At 72.2% G+C, this 17,545-nt stretch carries 14 protein-coding genes; 7 read left to right on the forward strand and 7 right to left on the reverse strand.

The features are described 5' to 3' along the window. Nucleotides 1-127: 127 nt before the first annotated feature. Nucleotides 128-1,243 (forward strand): DNA alkylation repair protein, encoded by a 1,116-nt coding sequence (locus AB0N31_RS04150; protein WP_366056786.1) that lies wholly within the window; start codon nt 128-130, stop codon nt 1,241-1,243. Nucleotides 1,244-1,404: 161 nt separating this feature from the next. Here the strand turns inward: AB0N31_RS04150 and AB0N31_RS04155 are convergent, their stop codons facing one another. The 3 genes from AB0N31_RS04155 to AB0N31_RS04165 form a co-directional block, all read right to left on the reverse strand. Beyond that, nucleotides 1,405-2,046: a TetR/AcrR family transcriptional regulator gene (locus tag AB0N31_RS04155; RefSeq protein WP_366056787.1), complete on the reverse strand. Its 642-nt coding sequence runs from the start codon at nt 2,044-2,046 to the stop codon at nt 1,405-1,407. Nucleotides 2,047-2,145: 99 nt separating this feature from the next. Beyond that, nucleotides 2,146-3,375, reverse strand: coding sequence for an acyl-CoA dehydrogenase family protein (locus AB0N31_RS04160; protein WP_366056788.1), 1,230 nt, complete (start codon nt 3,373-3,375; stop codon nt 2,146-2,148). Nucleotides 3,376-3,464: 89 nt separating this feature from the next. After that, nucleotides 3,465-4,163: an alpha/beta fold hydrolase gene (locus tag AB0N31_RS04165; protein WP_366056789.1), complete on the reverse strand. Its 699-nt coding sequence runs from the start codon at nt 4,161-4,163 to the stop codon at nt 3,465-3,467. A gap of 178 nt (nt 4,164-4,341) precedes the next feature. Between AB0N31_RS04165 and AB0N31_RS04170 the strand changes: the two genes are divergently transcribed. The 6 genes from AB0N31_RS04170 to AB0N31_RS04195 all read left to right on the forward strand — a co-directional run bounded on the left by AB0N31_RS04170 (nt 4,342) and on the right by AB0N31_RS04195 (nt 10,386). Next, nucleotides 4,342-4,914, forward strand: coding sequence for a TetR/AcrR family transcriptional regulator (locus tag AB0N31_RS04170; protein ID WP_366056790.1), 573 nt, complete (start codon nt 4,342-4,344; stop codon nt 4,912-4,914). Between the two features lie 130 nt (nt 4,915-5,044). Then, nucleotides 5,045-6,028, forward strand: coding sequence for a zinc-dependent alcohol dehydrogenase family protein (locus AB0N31_RS04175; RefSeq protein ID WP_366056791.1), 984 nt, complete (start codon nt 5,045-5,047; stop codon nt 6,026-6,028). A 248-nt stretch (nt 6,029-6,276) separates the two neighbouring features. Then, on the forward strand, nt 6,277-6,672 hold the full coding sequence (locus tag AB0N31_RS04180) for a gas vesicle structural protein GvpA (RefSeq protein ID WP_366056792.1): 396 nt from the start codon (nt 6,277-6,279) through the stop codon (nt 6,670-6,672). Between the two features lie 253 nt (nt 6,673-6,925). Further along, nucleotides 6,926-8,098 carry a PP2C family protein-serine/threonine phosphatase gene (locus AB0N31_RS04185; RefSeq protein ID WP_366056793.1) on the forward strand — a complete coding sequence of 391 codons (1,173 nt, stop codon included), beginning with the start codon at nt 6,926-6,928 and terminating at the stop codon, nt 8,096-8,098. 60 nt (nt 8,099-8,158) lie between these two features. Continuing rightward, nucleotides 8,159-8,374 (forward strand): hypothetical protein, encoded by a 216-nt coding sequence (locus AB0N31_RS04190; RefSeq protein ID WP_366056794.1) that lies wholly within the window; start codon nt 8,159-8,161, stop codon nt 8,372-8,374. A 278-nt stretch (nt 8,375-8,652) separates the two neighbouring features. Next, nucleotides 8,653-10,386 (forward strand): GAF domain-containing protein, encoded by a 1,734-nt coding sequence (locus tag AB0N31_RS04195; RefSeq protein WP_366056795.1) that lies wholly within the window; start codon nt 8,653-8,655, stop codon nt 10,384-10,386. 31 nt (nt 10,387-10,417) lie between these two features. On the opposite strand, the gene narI is transcribed toward AB0N31_RS04195, so the two are convergent. The 4 genes from narI to AB0N31_RS04215 are packed head-to-tail and all read right to left on the reverse strand — an operon-like array spanning nt 10,418 to nt 17,260. Continuing rightward, entirely contained in the window at nt 10,418-11,191 is a 774-nt protein-coding gene (gene narI, locus AB0N31_RS04200; RefSeq protein ID WP_366056796.1) for a respiratory nitrate reductase subunit gamma, read from the reverse strand. After that, the gene (narJ, locus tag AB0N31_RS04205) at nt 11,188-11,850 is read right to left on the reverse strand and encodes a nitrate reductase molybdenum cofactor assembly chaperone (RefSeq protein ID WP_366056797.1); all 663 of its coding nucleotides are present in this window, start codon (nt 11,848-11,850) and stop codon (nt 11,188-11,190) included. The genes narI and narJ overlap by 4 nt, the downstream gene beginning before the upstream one ends. Further along, entirely contained in the window at nt 11,847-13,571 is a 1,725-nt protein-coding gene (narH, locus tag AB0N31_RS04210) for a nitrate reductase subunit beta (RefSeq protein ID WP_366056798.1), read from the reverse strand. Before narH ends, narJ begins: the two co-directional genes overlap by 4 nt. Continuing rightward, the gene (locus AB0N31_RS04215) at nt 13,571-17,260 is read right to left on the reverse strand and encodes a nitrate reductase subunit alpha (RefSeq protein ID WP_366056842.1); all 3,690 of its coding nucleotides are present in this window, start codon (nt 17,258-17,260) and stop codon (nt 13,571-13,573) included. The genes narH and AB0N31_RS04215 overlap by 1 nt, the downstream gene beginning before the upstream one ends. Between the last annotated feature and the right edge of the window lie 285 nt (nt 17,261-17,545).

Here is a 17,545-nt window from a genome sequence, read left to right on the forward strand (position 1 = left end):
ATCGATCACCGCACCGTCGACCGGCAGTTCACCACCGTGCTTCAGCACGTCGAGTGACGCGCCCCGAGCCGTTCCGACGGCCGGACCACCCCGCCCGAGCAGCCCTGAACCCCTGGAAGAGCCGGACATGCCCCTCGCCGAAGAACTCATCAACGGCCACACCGCACAGTCTCTGACCCGGGCCGTGCACGCGGCGCTCCCCGGCGCGGAACTCCCCGCGTTGCGGGCGGCGGCGCGGCGGCTCGGCACCCTCCCGCTGCGGGAGCGGGCCGACCTGCTGAGGGACGCCCTGCTCGCCGACGTTCCCGGTGACTACGCCGAGCTGGCCCGCGTGGTGCGGGCCGCGAAGGACGGCGCTCCGGTCTTCGGCGGGTGGCTCATCTGGCCGGTCACGAGCGCCGTCGCCGTGAAGGCCGTCACCGAGGGCACCGACGACGCCTTCGACGACGCGATGGCCCTCCTGGCCGACCTCACCGGACGGCTGACCTCGGAGTTCGCCCTGCGTACTCTGCTGCGGCACGACCTGGACCGGGCACTGGGCATCATCGCCGGATGGACGGCGTCCGCCGACGCCGATGTGCGGCGCCTCGCCTCGGAGGGGACCCGCCCCTACCTTCCCTGGGCGGTCCGGGTGCCGGCGCCGGCCGGCCGTCCCGGCGCGACCGTACCCGTCCTGGACGCCCTCTACCGTGACGACAGCGAGTACGTCCGACGCTCGGTCGCCAACCACCTCAACGACCTCGGCCGTGACCACGCCGACCTCGCCGTGGCCACCGCACGACGCTGGCTGGACGACCCCGCCCCGACGACCGCGCGGCTCGTGCGCCACGGTCTGCGCACCCTCGTCAAACGCGGTCATCCCGGCGCCCTCGACCTGCTCGGCTTCGCGCCGGCGACGCTCGAGATCGAGGGACCGGTGCTCGACCGCACCGGCGTGCCGTTCGGCGGGAGCGTCCGGTTCACCGCGACCGTCCGCAACACCGGTGCCGAGGACGCCCGACTGGCGATCGACTACCTGGTGCGCCACCACAGGGCCAACGGATCGCAGAGCACCAGGACGTTCAAGCTCACCACCCGCACCCTCGCCCCCGGCGAGACGTTCGAGGTGAGCCGGGAACACTCCTTCAGGCCGATCACCACCCGCCGCTATCACCCCGGCCCGCACGCCGTCGCGCTGCAGATCAACGGCGTCCCCTCGGACAGCGCGGAGTTCGAACTGCTCGCTCCCCAGGGCTCGTCGTAGCCGTGACGCGGCTCCGGCTCCGCGGCTCCGCCCGTGATCCGCCCGGCTGGGCGCCAGACTCTCCGGTGACTTCGTCTTCACGCTCGAGCGCTGAGCCGGCCTCGGGAGCCCGGTCCCCACAACCGCAGGCTGTCGGCGAGGACGGGCCGCGGGTGGTGTCGTCAGCCGGCGTTCGGGACCGCGGGGCGGCGGTACACGCCGTACCAGAAGGTGTGCGCCAGTTCGCGGGCGACGCGTGTGTCGTCACTGCTGTCGCCGTTCGCCACCTGCTGGGCGACGACCTGACCGCCTCCCTGGACCATCGCCCTCGCGGCGAGTCGGGGATCGATGTCCGCCGGTGTGCGGTCGGCCCGCTGCTCCTCCTCCAGCACCGACACGAGGTTGTCGATGAACCGGTTCTGGTCGGTCGTCCAGGCCTCGCGGACCACCGGATCGTAGGCGGCCACCTCGTTGATCGCCGTCAGCAGGACCGCGTGTCGGCGGTAGTGCCGCAGGATCAGCTCGTAGGTGCGGGCCAGCCCTTCGACGCCGCCGTCGGGGCCCGTGGGCCGCCAGGCCTGCGCGATCCCGAAGCTCTCCGTCTTGAGGGAACCGCTCAGCCGCAGCAGCACATCCACCTTGTCGCGGAAGTACAGGTAGAAGGTGGACCGCGAGATCCCCGCGGACTGGGCGATCTGCTCCACGCTCAGTTCGGTGTAGCTCACACCGTCGCTCAGCAGTTCCTCGATCACGGACAGGATCCGCTTCTCGAGCGCGGACCGTCGGTCGGCTGCGGCGGAGGGGCGTCGAGTGGTGGAAGCCATGCCGCCATCCTAGGGAGCCGCCCGGACGACCGGTCCGCAGGGCTGGGGAGAAGACCCGTACCGATCGTACGGGTCCGGAGGCGGCCTCCGGGGCCGGCGTCAGACCATGAGGCTCACCCGGTCACCGATGCCCAGCAAGGACTTTCCGTAGACCTCCAGACCGACGGACGGGACCAGACCGGCATGGCGGGCCGCGGCGTTGGCGTCCCGCCAGATCCGCTGCAAGGGGTGGGTGTCGGCGAACGCGGACGAGCCGTGCGCGTTCAGCAGGATGCCGATCGCCTCGACGACCTGCTGCGCCGCGTACCCGGCACGGGCCCTGATGTGCGTGCGCGCCGCATGGTCCAGCGAGCCGGACCCGGCGGCCCGGTCCACTTCGGCGACCGCGCCGTAGGTGTGCAGCCGGGCCGTCTCCAGGCGCAGCGCCGCGTCGGCGACCTGCGTCTGGACGCCCACCGAGTCCGCCTGCCTGCCGTGCACGGTGAACGACAGGGGCTTGGTGCCGACCGCCTCCACCACCAGGTCCAGGGCCGCCTTCCCGAGTCCGAGCAGGGGGCCGACCAGGCACAGCAGGAGCATCGGGCCGAATGCCGACCCGTACAGGTCCTCGCCCCGGTGCGAGCGCGGGTAGGCGCCCTCCACGGCCGCCGGGACCGACAGCACCCGGTGTTCCGGTACGAACACGTCCTGGCCGATCAGGGTGTTGCTCGCCGTCGCCCTCATGCCCACCGCGTGCCAGGTGTCCTCGACGGTGAGGTCGCCGGCGGGCATCAGGACCAGCGCCTGGTCGGCGACGGCGCCGTCCTCGCCCTTCAGCAGGGCGCCGACCGCCGCCCAGGTGGCGTAGGGGGCACCGGAGTTGTAGGACCAGCGGCCGCTCACCCGCCAGCCGCCCGGCACCCGTTCTCCCGTACCGGTCGGCGCGGCCACTCCGGTCACCCGGGCGTCGGGGTCGGCGCCGAACACCTCCTCCTGGGCCTTGTCGGGGAACAGGCAGGCGAGCCAGTTGGTCACCGAGATGATCATGCCGATCCAGGCGGCCGAGCCGTCCCCGGCCCCCAGCGTCTCCGACACCTCGGTCAGCGTCCGCAGATCGCTCTCGTGGCCGCCGTACCGCTTGGGGGTCAGCAGCCGGAAGACCCCGGCACCGGCCAAGGCGTCGACGACCTCCTCCGGGACGGCGCGCCGGGACTCGCCGCGCGCCGCCTGGTCCCGGAGCAGCGGCCGCAGAGCCGTGGCACGGGCGACGAGTTCGGCCCGTACGTCCTCCTCGGCCCGTACGCCCGCTTCGTGGACGAGGCCGGTGCCGGTGTTCGTGGTGCTGGTCATCTCGGTCTCTTTCTCTTTGTCCGGGGCTGTCCGGGCGAGCCGCGCGGACTCTTCCCGAGGGCCTTCCGCGGCTCCGGGGTACGACTGGTTCACGCGGCGGAGCCCGCCGACGCGTGCGCGATCTCCGCGAGGAGGGCGGCGAGCTCTTCGGGCATCGACAGGAACGGCGAGTGGTGGCTGGCGAGGCGGTGGACGGCGCCGGACCTGACGGCCAGCGTCTCCTGGTTCTTCGGCGGCAGTGCCCGGTCGTGCTCGCAGACGATGTACGTCGACGGGACCGTGTGCCATCCCGCCCGCGTCAGCGGGTCGCCGAAGGACTTCGTGCTCTGCGGCACCAGCCGCCGGGCAGCCCGGTCGGCCTCCGCCTCGGGCACGTCCCCGTAGAACACCGGGACCGGGTTGTCGGGCACCGCCTGGAAACCCTGCGGCTGCGGCGGGACGGGCGCGCCGTGGTGTCCCAGGAGGCTTTCGCCCACGTCGAGCTGGTACGCCGCCAGGTAGACGACGTGCGCCACGTCACCGGCCTCGGCGACGGCCTGGGTGACGGGTACACCTCCGTAGGAGTGGGCGACCACGACCACCGGTCCGTCGACGCGCTCCAGTTCCGCGAGCACCGCCTGCGCGTCGTCCTGCACGCCGGTCGGACGCCCGGCGCTGGGCAGGTCGACCACTCGGGTCGTCCAGCCGTCGGCGCCGAGCACCGCTCTCAGCGCGTCCCAGCACCAGGAGCCGTGCCACGCCCCGTGCACCAGCAACAGGGTCGGACGGTCAACTCCACCAGAGATCACGGGAAATCCCACTCTCACGATTCGACGGTCAAGGAGCCCCTGCGGGCTGTTGCGGAAGACTACGAAAGATCGGACACTGTGTCCAACGTAGCGTTGGACACAGTGTCCGAGGTTTCCCGCCCGGCATTTGCCGCCCTTAATCGAACGTACTAGTCTGTTTGATTAAGGAGGTGTGGTCATGGTGACCCGGGTCAGGAAGACCAAGTCGGAGGAGAGGATCCTCAGCGCCGCGGCCGAGCTGTTCTATGCGCACGGGCTCCGCGGCGTGGGGATGGATCAGGTCATCGCGGCGTCCGGAGTCGCGAAATCGACGCTGTACGTGCACTTCCGCACCAAGGAGCAGCTCGTCGCCGCGTACCTGCGCAGGACCGACGACTCCTGGATGGCGCAGCTCCAGGGCGCCGCCGCACGCGCGGGCGACGATCCCCGCGAGCAGCTCGTCGGACTGTTCGACGCGCTCACGGACGCCTTCGACCGGCACGGGTTCTTCGGATGCCCGTTCGTCAGCGCGGCGGTCGAGGCGGACCTGGACTCCGAGGCCCGGGCCATCACCGTGCAGCACACGCGACGCCGTCAGGCGTGGCTCACGGAGCTGGGCGAGCGGGCCGGCGCCGGTGCGCCCGAGGCGCTCGCCCGGCACCTCGGACTCCTGATCGACGGCGCCCTGGCCTCCGGGCGACTGCTCCAGGACCGCACCGTCGTGGACGAGGCGAAGGGCGCTGCGCGCCTCCTCGTCGCCGACCACACCTGATCGCTCCCGACATGCCCGGAGGAGGAGCGGCGGCCGGCGAGGGCCCGGCCTTCACCCCGCCCCGGCCGGCAGCAGCCGGGAAGGCCCGTTCGACACGACAGGAAACACGACAGGAAAGAGGCGCACACCCATGCGCGCAGTGGTTCTGGAAGAGTTCGGCACTCCGCTGATCCTGAGCGAGATCGAGAAGCCCGCCGCCGGCCCGGGTCAGGTGCTGGTCAAGGTCCGGGCCAGCGGCGTCAATCCGCTGGACACCAAGCTCCGGGCCGGCAAGGCGGCCCACGCCCGGCGCACGCTGCCGGCCGTCCTCGGTCTCGACCTCGCCGGTGTGGTCGAGGCCGTCGGTTCCGATGTCCACGGCTTCGCGCCCGGCGACGAGGTCTTCGGCATGACCGGCGGCGTCGGTGACGTGCAGGGCTCGCTCGCCGAGTACGCGGCCGTCGACGCCCGCCTGATCGCCCGCAAGCCGGCCGCCCTCACCCTTCGTGAGGCCGCCGCCCTGCCCCTCGTCTTCATCACGGCCTGGGAGGGCCTGGTCGACCGGGCACGGGTGCACGCAGGACAGAAGGTCCTGGTCCACGGCGGGGCCGGCGGGATCGGCCAGGTGGCCGTGCAGGTCGCCCGGGCCCGCGGCGCCGAGGTCTTCGCCACCGTCTCGCCGACGCGGCGGGAGGTCGTCGAGCGCCTGGGGGCCACCCCGATCGACTACACCACCGCCTCCGTCGAGACGTACGTCGCCGAGCACACCGGCGGTGAGGGCTTCGACGTCGTCTTCGACACCGTCGGAGGGTCCGTGCTCGACGACTCCTTCTCGGCGGTGCGCACCTACACGGGCCACGTCGTCAGCGCTCTGGGCTGGGGCACGCACAGCATCGCCCCGCTCTCCTTCCGCGGGGCGACCTACTCCGGCGTCTTCACCCTGCTGCCCCTGCTGACCGGGCGCGGCCGCGAGCACCACGGGGAGATCATGCGCGAGGCCGCCGCCCTCGCCGACGCCGGGGCGCTCAGGCCCCTGCTCGATCCCCGGCACTTCACCCTCGCCACCGTCGCGGACGCCCACGAGGCCGTGGAGACCGGCACCGCCCGCGGCAAGATCGTGGTCGACGTCGGCTGAGCCCTCCCGCCGGCTGACACCCCCGTCGGCGACCACTCGTCCGCGACCGCCCCTCTGCGCCCGCCCCCGCGCGACCGGTCTGCCCGACCGGCGTGCCCGTCGCGTCGCCGCACGCGTTTGCTCACCGTCGGCAGCGGCAACCCGTACCCCTACGATCCGCCTCGCCGCCGTCGTCGGCACCCGCGTCACGTGCGACGGCCGGCGAACGAGCCGGGGTGGTACACACGGGTCCGACAGGGGGTTGGGTGATGACGGTAGCGGCACGGCAGGGTGGCGGCGGCGGAGGTTCCAGCGGGCTCTACGACGTGTTGGAACTCATCCTCGACCGCGGGCTGGTGATCGACGCCTTCGTGCGGGTCTCCCTGGTGGGCATCGAGATACTCAAGATCGACATTCGGATCGTGGTCGCCAGCGTCGACACGTACCTGCGCTTCGCCGAGGCGTGCAACCGCCTCGACCTCGAGGCCGGGCCGCGCAAGCCCGCGGGCCTCACGGAGCTGCCCGGAAAGATGATGGAGTCCGGCGCCAAGGGCAAGACGAAGGGCGTGCTGTCCGGCGCCGCGGAGACGGTCGCCGAGGCCTTCCAGCAGGCCCGCGGCCAGAGCCAGGCGGGACGGTCCGGCGCGCGCAGGAGCGCCGGCTGAGCGACGACCGCATGACCGAGCCCCGCCGTCGTCGCGTGCCGTCCCGGTGCGGCGACCTGTTCACCTCGCACCACCCCCGCGTCCGAGCCCCCGGCCGTGCCCCCCGTCCGGGGGCACGGCCGTGCCCGCACCCCGGGTTCGAAAGGCCGCGCCCACCGCCGGTGGATCACTCGTGCGGGCGACGCCCCGGATCGGCCAGGGATGTCTCGACCGGTTGCGGAAAGACGTAGGGGCGACCAGTCAGGAGGTTGTCATGGCCGATGAGTTCGCGTTGGGAGAAGTCCTGGCGGCTGCCGAGGACGCCGCGCCGATGGATTCCGTCGACGTCGTCGCACGCAACGTGCAGAAGCGCTTCGGGGCCGTCTCCGTCTCCTTCCTGTTCCTGGACTTCGTCGGCCAGGAACTGGTGCGGCTCACCGCTGCCGACGACGCCGAAGCCGGTGGTACCAGCCCCGTGCGCATCCCCGTGCAGGGCAGCGTCTACCAACGGGTCCTCCACGAGCAGCGACTGCACCGGCAGCGGGACGCCGAGGGCCGGCCCCGGGTCATCGCGCCGGTCACCAACCGTGGCGACTGCATAGGTGTCCTCGAGATGACACTCCCCCACACCGACGGGGACGTGCTGCGGCACGTGGCGGAGGCGGCCCACGCCCTCGCGTACATCATCGTCACCGACCGCCGCTTCACGGACGCCTACCAGTGGGGGCAGCGCACCAAGCCCCTGACGCTCGCCGCGGAGATCCAGCACCAGCTGCTGCCCTCCGCCTCCTGCTGCGAAGCACCGCAGTTCACCGTGGCCTGCGCGCTCGTCCCCGCGGACGACATCGGCGGGGACACCTACGACTACAGCCTGGACCGCGACACCCTGCACCTGTCGCTGACCGACGCCATGGGCCACGACGTGAACTCCGCCCTGCTGGCCACCCTGCTGCTCGGCGCCCTGCGCGGCGCCCGGCGCGCGGGGTGCAACGTCGGCGACCAGGCGCGTCAGGCCCACCAGGCGCTGCTGTCCCACGGACGCGGCGCCATGGCGACCGGGCAACTGCTCTGCGTCGACCTCGTGCAGGAGCGCGTGGAGCTGATCAACGCCGGCCATCCCTGGCCCCTGCGCCTGCGTGACGGCATCGTGGAGGAGATCCCCCTCTCCATCAACCTGCCCTTCGGCGTCCCCTCGCCCATCCCCTACCGCGTGCAGAAGCTCGACCTGCGCCCCGGTGACCGGCTCGTACTGCTCACCGACGGCATGCTGGACCGGGAAGCGGCGGCGGTCGACCTGCCCGCGCTGCTTCGCCGGACCCGCCGTCTGCACCCTAGACAGACGGTGCAGGCGCTGACGGAGGCGGTGAAGGACGCCTGCCACGGCCGCCCTCAGGACGACGCCAGCGTCATGTGCCTGGACTGGCACGGCCGGATGGGCACCGCCTGAGGCGGCGCGGCCGGCGCATCCCACCGCGCGTCCCTCTCGTTTCGACGGCAGGCTGGCCGTATGAACGGCACACGGCCCATCGTGATCTACCCGCCCGCCGAGGACGGCGGCCGACGTGTCCGCGTCAATGAGCGTTTCGTCGGGCTGGCGTACGGGCTGCTGGACGTCGTCGATTTCCTGCGTCTCGTCGGTCTGGACGACGTCGACGACGCCTGGGTGCGGCAGTCGGAGACGGTCGAGTGGCGCGGTGGTGGCCCGGAGGCGTGGCCGCACTGACGCACCGTCCGGCCGAGGGGCGATGGACGTCGAGATGCCGTCGTCCCCGCCGAGGCCGTCCGGCGGCGGGGCTCCGATCGCCGGGGAGGAGGCCACCGCGCCGGTCCGCGCCTTCGGCGGTCCGGGTACCGCGGGGAGCGCCTCGGTTCCCGGGGGCACCGGGTCGTAGGATCCTGAGTGCCGGGACGACCGTGCGCAGCACGTGCGTTCGCGTGCGGAGAGGGCTGCTCCGGCATCATGCGGAAGGTGCCGCCGGCGCCTTCCGGGAGGGAGCGGGAATGGCGGAGACTCCGGCGCGGGAGCGCAGGCCGACGGCGCCCCACCTGAGGCTGGACGAGCTGCTGGACGGGCTCCAGGCACAGGTCGCGCAGGTGCGCGCCACCCGGGACCGGGTGTCCACGCTGCTGGACGCGGTGCTCGCCATCGGCTCCGACCTGGATCTCGACGTGGTGCTGCGGCGGATCGCCGAGTCGGCCGTGACCCTGGTGGACGCCCGGTACGGAGCGCTGGGGGTGCTGGGTGACGAGGGCCGGATCAGGCAGTTCATCACGGTCGGCATGGACGAGGAGACCGTCGGCGCGATCGGCCACCACCCCGAGGGCCTGGGCATCCTGGGGCTGCTGATCAGCAACCCGGAGCCACTGCGCCTGGCCGATCTGGGCAGCCATCCCGAAGCGGTGGGCTTCCCGGCGGGGCATCCGGCGATGACCACGTTCCTGGGGGCGCCGGTCCGGGTGCGCGACCGGGTCTTCGGGAACCTGTACCTCACCGACAAGCGCGGGGGCGCGGAATTCGACGAGGAGGACGAGGCGGTGCTGCGCACGCTCGCGGCCGCGGCAGGTGTGGCGATCGACAACGCCCGCCTGTACGAGGACACGCGGCGCAGGGAGCAGTGGCTGGAGGCGAGCAGCGAACTGACGCGCAGCCTGCTGTCGGGCACCGACCCCGACCTCGTCCTGCACCAGGTCGCCGCCACCGTCAGGGCGCTGTCCGGGGCGGACCTGGTGACGGTGGCGGTGCCGTTCGACGGCGGCGACGGGCTGGTGGTCGAGGCCGCCGAGGGGGAGGGCGCCGAGCGGGTGCGCGGACTGGTGCTGTCCCCGGCCACGCGGGCCGCCGGGGTGTACCGCACCGATGAGCCCGTCACCAGCGGCGCGCTGTCCGACGAGCAGCGGGCGGACGGCGGCTGCGCGGCGAAGGTCGACCTGGGGCCCGGCTTCCTGCTCCCGCTGGGAGGCGGCGAGCACGTCCGCGGCGTGCTGGAGGTCGCCAACCGTCCCGGCGGCCCGGAGTTCTCCGAGGCCGTCATGACCATGATCAGCGGTTTCGCCGACCAGGCCGCGCTGGCCCTGGAGATCGCCGAGCACCGGCGCGAGGCCGAGCACCTCCTGGTCCTGACCGACCGCGACCGCATCGCCCGCGACCTGCACGACCTGGCCATCCAGCGACTGTTCGCCTCCGGACTGACCCTGAACTCGGTGCTCGGCCGCGTCTCCGACCGGCCCCAGGTCGCCGAGCGGATCCAACGGGTCGTCGAGGACCTCGACGACACCATCAAGACCGTGCGGGGCACCATCTACGCCCTGGGCGAGCGGGACCGCCCCGGATCCCGCGGCGGGCTGCGCGTCAAGCTGCTCACCGAGACCGACCGGGCCGCCGCCGTCCTCGGTTTCAGCCCCGCGCTGCGCATGACCGGCCTGTTGGACACCGACGTGCCCGCCGGTCATGCCGAGCACCTGCTCGCGGTCCTGCGCGAGACGCTGTCGAACACCGCCCGCCACGCGCGGGCCACCGCGGTCGAGGTCACCGCCGAGACCGACGGCACCCGCCTGCGGCTGCGCGTCGCCGACAACGGGCGCGGGGTCGACCCGGCCGTCACCCGCCGCAGCGGCCTGGACAACCTGCGCCGGCGCGCCGCCGAGCTCGGTGGCACCTTCACGCTCACGCCGAACGAGCCGACCGGCACCGTCGCCGAGTGGACGGTGCCCCTCCCCGCACCGGCACCGCCGTGAGCCGGAGCCGGACGGTGGGCCGATCCGTCGCTCACGATCCCGTGCGTTCCCAGCCGCGGCGCGGGGTCCGGGCGCCGAGGCGGCTCTCGTCACGGCTGCGGTAGACGATGTAGGGCCGGGTCAGATAGCCCAGCGGCGCGGTGAGCATGTGGACGAGCCGGGTGAAGGGCCAGAACGCGAAGAGCAGGAGCGCGCTGAGGGCGTGCAGCCGGAACAGGATCGGGGTGTCGGCCATCAGGCCGGGGTCGGGCTGGAAGTAGAAGACCGACCGGAACCAGGGGGAGATGGTCTCGCGGTAGTTGTAGCCCCCGCCGACGAGGTTGGCGGCCACGGTGGCGGCGAGCCCCAGGGCGATGGTCAGGGTCAGGGAGACGTACATGGCCTTGTCGTTGCGGGTGGTGGCCGAGAACACCGGTCCGACGGTACGCCGCCGGTAGATCAGGATGGCGAGTCCGCCCACGGTGGCGACGCCCGCGAGGGTGCCGAGCACGACGGCGGACACGTGGTAGGCGTGCTCGCTGATGCCCGCGGCCCGGGTCCAGCTCTCGGGGACGACCAGGCCGCCGATGTGGCCGATCAGGACGACGAGGATGCCGAAGTGGAACAGCGGGCTGCCGATGCGCAGCAGGCGTCGTTCGTACAGCTGGGAGGAGCGGGTCGTCCAGCCGAACTTGTCGTAGCGGTAGCGCCAGACGTGGCCGAGGACGAACACCGCCAGCACGACGTACGGCAGGGCGACCCACAGCAGGATGTCGCCGGTGCCGGTCTCGGCCGCCAGGGTGGCGTGCTGCGCCGACGGGGTCATCGGGGTCCTCCTACGACGGGGTCCGGCAGGAATACCGGGGAGGCGTACGGGTCGAGGCCCACCTGTTCCTCGGGCGGGCCCTGGGCGGCGAGGCGCAGGACGGCCTCGCGGTCGTCGCTGGCCAGTGGGGGCAGGGTGGCCGACACGGAGGCCAGGACGTCCGCCCAGGGCGAGCCCTCGTCGGCCAGGGCCAGGCGCAGCAGTTCCAGACCGGCGCGGTGTTCGGTGAGCAGCGTTGCGCCGGCGCCGGGGTCGGTGGCGGCGAACTCGAGGACGACGGCGAGGTGATCGGGCAGTTCGTCGTCGGCGAGGCGCCATCCGGCCGCGGTGTAGGTCTGCTTCAGCTGCAGCAGCGCGACGCCGCGTCCGCGGGTGTCGCCGTGGGCGTAGTACGTCAGGTACGGGCAGCAGCGTTTGCGGTGGTCGAAGGTCTCCACATAAGCGGCCGCCAGCTCGTCGGCGGGGGTGCGCCCGGTGTGCCGGGCGAAGCGGATCAGGGGGTCCCGGACCTCGGGGGGCAGTGCGGCGGCGGCCCGGTGGGCCAGGTCGAGGCGGGGCCGGAACCGGTCGTCGGGATAGGCGAGCAGCAGGGACTGGGTCTGCCAGGCCAGGGGGAGCCAGGGCTTCGTGCGCGGGGTGCGTTCGGTCTTCCTTCTCATGGTTTCGGCTCCACCTCGCCGCCGCTGTCTCCGTCGGCGGTGCCGCCGGTTCGTCTGTCCGGGAACAGACCGGGCGGGGAGCTCTTGCCGTCCCAGTTGAGGAGGTTGACCCGGGTCGCCTTGTCGGTGGGCGCCGCGGGGGTGTCGGAGGTCTGCCGGTCGCGCAGGGCGTGGAAGTTCTCCACCGCGATCGGAGCGGCGCCGCCGGAGGTCTCGCCGAAGGGGCCGGAACCTCCCATGCCGGGGCCGCCCTCGTAGTCCAGGCTGCACTCGGTGGCCAGCTCCTCCAGCTGGTGCGCCTGTTCGGCGTGGGCGGGCGGGATGACGTAGCGCTCGTCGTACTTCGCCAGGGCCAGCAGCCGGTACATGTCGTAGACCTGCTCGCCGCTCATGCCGACCGACTCGGGGATGGTCTCGTCCGGCTCGCGGCCGAGGTTGATGTCGCGCATGTACGCACGCATGGCGGCCAGCCTGCGCAGTACCGCGTCGACGGGCGCCGGGTCGCCGGCGGTGAAGAGTTGCGCGAGGTAGTCCACGGGGATGCGCAGGGTGTCGACCGCGGCGAAGAGGTTGCGGTGGTCCTCGGCGTCGCGGCCGGTGTCGCGGACGGCGTCGACCACCGGGGAGAGCGGCGGGATGTACCAGACCATCGGCATCGTCCGGTACTCCGGGTGCAGGGGCAGGGCCACCTTGTAGGTGTTGATCAGGGCGTGGATCGGGGAGCGCTGCGCGGCCTCGATCCAGTCCCGGGGGATGCCGGCCCGCTCCGCCCCGGCGACGACCCGCGGGTCGTTCGGGTCGAGGAGGACGCTGCGCTGGGCCTCGTACAGCCCGGTGTCGTCGGGGGTCGAGGCGGCTTCCAGAACCCGGTCCGCGTCGTAGAGGACGAGGCCGATGTAGCGCAGCCGTCCGACGCAGGTCTCGGAGCAGACGGTGGGCAGGCCGACCTCGACGCGCGGGAAGCAGAAGGTGCACTTCTCGGCCTTGCCGGTGCGGTGGTTGAAGTAGACCTTCTTGTACGGGCAGCCCGTGACGCACATTCGCCAGCCGCGGCAGCGGTCCTGGTCGACCAGGACGATGCCGTCCTCCTCCCGCTTGTAGATGGCGCCGGAGGGGCAGGAGGCCGCGCAGGACGGGTTGAGGCAGTGCTCGCAGATACGCGGCAGGTAGAACATGAAGGTCTGCTCGAACTCGAACCTGATCTTCTCGGAGACCTCGTTCAGCAGCACGTCCTTCTCGCTGGTCGCGGCCGAGCCGCCGAGGTCGTCGTCCCAGTTCGCCGACCACCTGATCTTCATGTCCTTGCCCGTGATGAGGGACTTGGGGCGGGCGACCGGGGTGTGCTCCTGCAGCGGGGCGTTGGTCAGCGTCTCGTAGTCGTACGTCCAGGGCTCGTAGTAGTCGTCGAGGGACGGCAGCTTGGGGTTGGAGAAGATCTGGATCAGTTTCTTGAACCGGCCGCCGGCCTTGAGTTCGAGGCGGCCGCGGCGGTTGACCTCCCAGCCACCCTTCCAGGTGTCCTGGTCCTCGTACCGGCGCGGGTAGCCCTGGCCGGGCCGGGTCTCGACGTTGTTGAACCACACGTACTCGACGCCGGTGCGGTTGGTCCACGCCTGCTTGCAGGTGACCGAGCAGGTGTGACAGCCGATGCACTTGTCGAGGTTCATCACCATCGCCATCTGTGCCATCACGCGTCCGATGGGGGCTTCGCCACGGGGCATCAGTACGTCACCTCCTGGTTCGTGCGGCGACGGATGACGGTGACCTCGTCGCGCTGGTTGCCGGTCGGACCCAGGTAGTTGAAGGCGTAGGAGAGCTGGGCGTAACCGCCGATGAGGTGGCTGGGTTTGATCAGCAGACGGGTCAGGGAGTTGTGGATGCCGCCGCGCCGGCCGGTGGTCTCGGTGCGGGGCACGTCGATGAGGCGGTCCTGGGCGTGGTGCATGTAGACGGTGCCCTCGGGCATGCGGTGCGAGACGACCGCGCGGGCGGCGACCACACCGTTGCGGTTGACCGCCTCCACCCAGTCGTTGTCCCGCACCCCGACCTTGGCCGCGTCCTGCGTGCTCATCCAGATCGTCGGGCCGCCCCGGGACAGCGAGAGCATGAACAGGTTGTCCTGGTACTCGGAGTGGATGGACCACTTGTTGTGCGGGGTCAGGTAGCGCACGGTCACGCCGAGCTCGCCCGTCTCCCCGACGCGGGGTTCGTCGAAGAGCGCATGCATGTTCAACGGGGGGCGGTACACCGGCAGTTGCTCACCGAGCGCGGTCATCCAGTCGTGGTCGAGGTAGAAGTGCTGGCGGCCGGTGAGGGTGTGCCAGGGCTTGAGGCGCTCGACGTTGACGGTGAACGGCGAGTAGCGGCGTCCGCCGGTCTCCGAGCCGGACCACTCGGGTGAGGTGATGACGGGGACCGGCGCGGCCTGGGTGTCGGCGAAGGTGATCTGCTTGCCCTCGTGCTCGGCGGCCAGGTCCGCCAGCCGCGTGCCGGTGCGGGCTTCGAGGGTGTGGAAGCCCTGCGTGGCGAGGTGGCCGTTGGTGGTGCCGGACAGGGCGAGGATCGCCTCGCAGGCGTGCGTGTCGCGGGCGATCGAGGGCCGCCCGTCGGCCGCTCCGCCGCGCACGGTGCCGTTCTTGTGGCGCAGGTACTCCAGTTCGCGGTCGACCTTGAAGGTGATGCCCTTGGTGGTGGCGCCCAGGGTGTCCAGGAGGGGGCCGAGGGCGGCCATCCTGTCGGCGACGGCGGCGTAGTCGCGCTCCACGGTCACCAGCCTCGGCATGGTGCGGCCGGGGACCGGTTCGCACTCGCCCGCCTTCCAGTCGAGCACCCGGCCGTGCGGGTTGGCCATCTCGTCCGGGGTGTCGTGCAGCAGGGGCGCGGCGACGACGTCCGTGCGGACGCCGAGGTGGCCGGCCGCCTGACGGCTGAACTCCCTGGCCAGGGTGTGGAAGGCGTCCCAGTCGGTGCGGGTCTGCCAGGGCGGGGCGATCGCCGGGTTGAAGGCGTGCACGAAGGGGTGCATGTCCGTGCTGGACAGGTCGTGCTTCTCGTACCAGGTGGCAGCGGGCAGGACGACGTCGGAGAAGACGGTCGTGCTGGTCATGCGGAAGTCCAGGGTGAGCAGCAGGTCGAGCTTGCCCTCGGGGGCGTCCTCCCGCCACACCACGTCCCGTGGGCGGGCGTCCGGCGGCGCCTCGGTCGCCCGGACCGCGTGGTCGGTGCCGAGCAGGTGTTTGAGGAAGTACTCGTTGCCCTTGGCCGAGGAGCCCAGCAGGTTGGCCCGCCAGATGGTCAGCACCCGTGGGAAGTTCTCCGGTGCGTCCGGGTCCTCGCCGGCGAACCGGAGCCGTCCCGCCTTCAGTTCGTCCACGATGTGCTCGGCGACCGGACGGCCCGCGGCGCCGGCCTCGTCGGCCAGGTCGAGGGGGTTGCGGTCGAAGGTCGGGTACGACGGCATCCAGCCCATCCGGGCCGACTGCGCGATGACGTCCGCCGTGGTCCTCCCGGCGAACGGGCCGCCCGTGCCCGGGCCGGCCGCCGCGAGGGTGTCGGCGGAGAACGGGTCGTAGCGGAACTGGTCGGCGTGCAGGTACCAGTAGGCGGTCTGGATCATCAGCCGGGCCGGCCGGTTCCAGTCGGCGGCGGTCGCGATCGCCGAGTAGCCGGTGATCGGGCGGACCTTCTCCTGGCCGACGTAGTGGGCCCAGCCGCCGCCGTTGACGCCCTGGCAGCCGGTCAGCGTCGTCAGGGTCAGGAAGGCGCGGTAGATGGTGTCGGAGTGGAACCAGTGGTTGGTGCCCGCCCCCATGATGATCATCGAACGGCCGCGGGACTCCTCGGCGTTCGCGGCGAACTCGCGCGCGATCCGCGCCGCCCGGTCCGCGTCCACTCCGGTGATCGCCGCCTGCCAGGCCGGGGTGTACGGCTCGGCCGCGTCCTCGTACGAGGAGGGCCACCGGCCGGGCAGGCCCGCACGGGCCACCCCGTACTGCGCCAGCATCAGGTCGTACACCGTGGTCACCAGCCGTCCGGCCACCCGGCGCACCGGCACGCCGCGCAGCAGCCGTCCCGCGCCGCCGTCGGGGGCGTCGAAGCGCGGCAGGCCGACCGCGACCGGTGTCTCGCCACCGCCCTCGGCGGACAGCAGCGGGTCGGTGTCCCCCAGGTCGAGGTTCCACTTCCCGGCGCCGGCCTCGCCGTAGCGGTCGCCGAGCGTGCCGTTGGGGACCGCCGGCAGCCCGGTGGCGGCGTCCAGCAGCACCGTGCGGAACTCGGCGTGCTCCGCGGTGGCCGCCGCCCCGCCGAGGTCGGCGGCGGTGAGGAACTTGCCGGGGGTGTAGGTGCCCGGTTCGCCGGCCGCCTCGTCGAGGGTGACCAGGAACGGCAGGTCGGTGTACCGCTTGACATAGGAGGTGAAGTACTCCGTCCGGCGGTCGACGAAGAACTCCTTGAGGACGACGTGGCCCATGGCCATCGCCAGCGCGCCGTCGGTGCCCGGCTGGGCGGGCAGCCACTCGTCGGCGAACTTCACGTTGTCCGCGTAGTCCGGGGACACCGCGACGACCTTCTGGCCGCGGTAGCGGGCCTCGGCCATCCAGTGGGCGTCCGGGGTGCGGGTCACCGGCAGGTTGGACCCCCACATGATCAGGTAGCCGGCGTCCCACCAGTCACCCGACTCCGGTACGTCGGTCTGGTCGCCGAACACCTGCGGTGAGGCCACCGGCAGGTCCGCGTACCAGTCGTAGAACGACAGCATGGCGCCGCCGAGCAGTGAGTAGAAGCGGGCACCGGCGGCGTGCGAGACCATCGACATGGCCGGGATCGGCGAGAAGCCGGCGAGCCGGTCGGGTCCGTGGGCCTTGATCGTGTGCACGTGCGCGGCCGCGACCAGCTCCACCGCCTCGTCCCAGCTCGCCCGCACCAGGCCGCCCTTGCCGCGGGCCCGCTTGTAGCGGCGGGCGCGTTCCGGGTCGGTGACGATGTCCGCCCAGGCCGCCACCGGGTCGCCTAGGCGGGCCTTGGCCTCGCGGTACATCTGCAGCAGCACGCCGCGCACGTACGGGTAGCGCACCCGGGTGGGCGAGTAGGTGTACCAGGAGAAGGCCGCCCCGCGCGGGCAGCCGCGCGGCTCGTACTCGGGGCGGTCGGGGCCCACCGACGGGTAGTCGGTCTGCTGGGCCTCCCAGGTGATGATGCCGTCCTTGACGTACACCTTCCACGAGCACGAGCCGGTGCAGTTCACCCCGTGGGTGGAACGCACCACCTTGTCGTGCGACCAGCGGTCCCGGTAGAACTCGTCGGCCTGCCGGCCGCCCTTTCTGTGCAGGGTGCGCAGGTCGTCGGAGACCTCCGCCCTGGTGAAGAACCGGCGGCTGCGCACCAGCGCCTCCGCCAGATCGCCGTCCATGCCCGCCCGCTGCTGCTCCCGGCTGGTCTCCTTGCTCACCGCGCCACTCCGCCCCGGACACCATGAGCGTCCGTTCGAATTGTGATCGGTTCCGGCCGCAGTCGACTCTACGAGGGTGATCCCCCAGGGGGTCAACACCACGCCACGGAACAACACGCGTCACGCAGGGGACCGCACGCGGACGGGGGGCACCCCGGCTCCGTGCGGTCGGGGCCGGACCGGCGGAGCCCTGTGCCCCGCTCGTTCCGAGGGGGCACAGGGCTTGGGGGAGTCGTCGGCGCGCCG

Origin of the sequence: Streptomyces sp. NPDC051051, from assembly GCF_040682975.1 — a bacterium.
Lineage (GTDB): Bacteria > Actinomycetota > Actinomycetes > Streptomycetales > Streptomycetaceae > Streptomyces.

Excerpts from the sequence above, each read along its gene's own strand:
- AB0N31_RS04150 (WP_366056786.1), top strand. The coding sequence starts at position 128 with ATGCCCCTCGCCGAAGAACTCATCAACGGCCACACCGCACAGTCTCTG.
- AB0N31_RS04155 (WP_366056787.1), bottom strand. The coding sequence starts at position 2,046 with ATGGCTTCCACCACTCGACGCCCCTCCGCCGCAGCCGACCGACGGTCC.
- AB0N31_RS04160 (WP_366056788.1), bottom strand. The coding sequence starts at position 3,375 with ATGACCAGCACCACGAACACCGGCACCGGCCTCGTCCACGAAGCGGGC.
- AB0N31_RS04170 (WP_366056790.1), top strand. The coding sequence starts at position 4,342 with ATGGTGACCCGGGTCAGGAAGACCAAGTCGGAGGAGAGGATCCTCAGC.
- AB0N31_RS04175 (WP_366056791.1), top strand. The coding sequence starts at position 5,045 with ATGCGCGCAGTGGTTCTGGAAGAGTTCGGCACTCCGCTGATCCTGAGC.
- AB0N31_RS04180 (WP_366056792.1), top strand. The coding sequence starts at position 6,277 with ATGACGGTAGCGGCACGGCAGGGTGGCGGCGGCGGAGGTTCCAGCGGG.
- AB0N31_RS04185 (WP_366056793.1), top strand. The coding sequence starts at position 6,926 with ATGGCCGATGAGTTCGCGTTGGGAGAAGTCCTGGCGGCTGCCGAGGAC.
- AB0N31_RS04190 (WP_366056794.1), top strand. The coding sequence starts at position 8,159 with ATGAACGGCACACGGCCCATCGTGATCTACCCGCCCGCCGAGGACGGC.
- AB0N31_RS04195 (WP_366056795.1), top strand. The coding sequence starts at position 8,653 with ATGGCGGAGACTCCGGCGCGGGAGCGCAGGCCGACGGCGCCCCACCTG.
- narI (WP_366056796.1), bottom strand. The coding sequence starts at position 11,191 with ATGACCCCGTCGGCGCAGCACGCCACCCTGGCGGCCGAGACCGGCACC.
- narJ (WP_366056797.1), bottom strand. The coding sequence starts at position 11,850 with ATGAGAAGGAAGACCGAACGCACCCCGCGCACGAAGCCCTGGCTCCCC.
- narH (WP_366056798.1), bottom strand. The coding sequence starts at position 13,571 with ATGCCCCGTGGCGAAGCCCCCATCGGACGCGTGATGGCACAGATGGCG.
- AB0N31_RS04215 (WP_366056842.1), bottom strand. The coding sequence starts at position 17,260 with ATGGACGGCGATCTGGCGGAGGCGCTGGTGCGCAGCCGCCGGTTCTTC.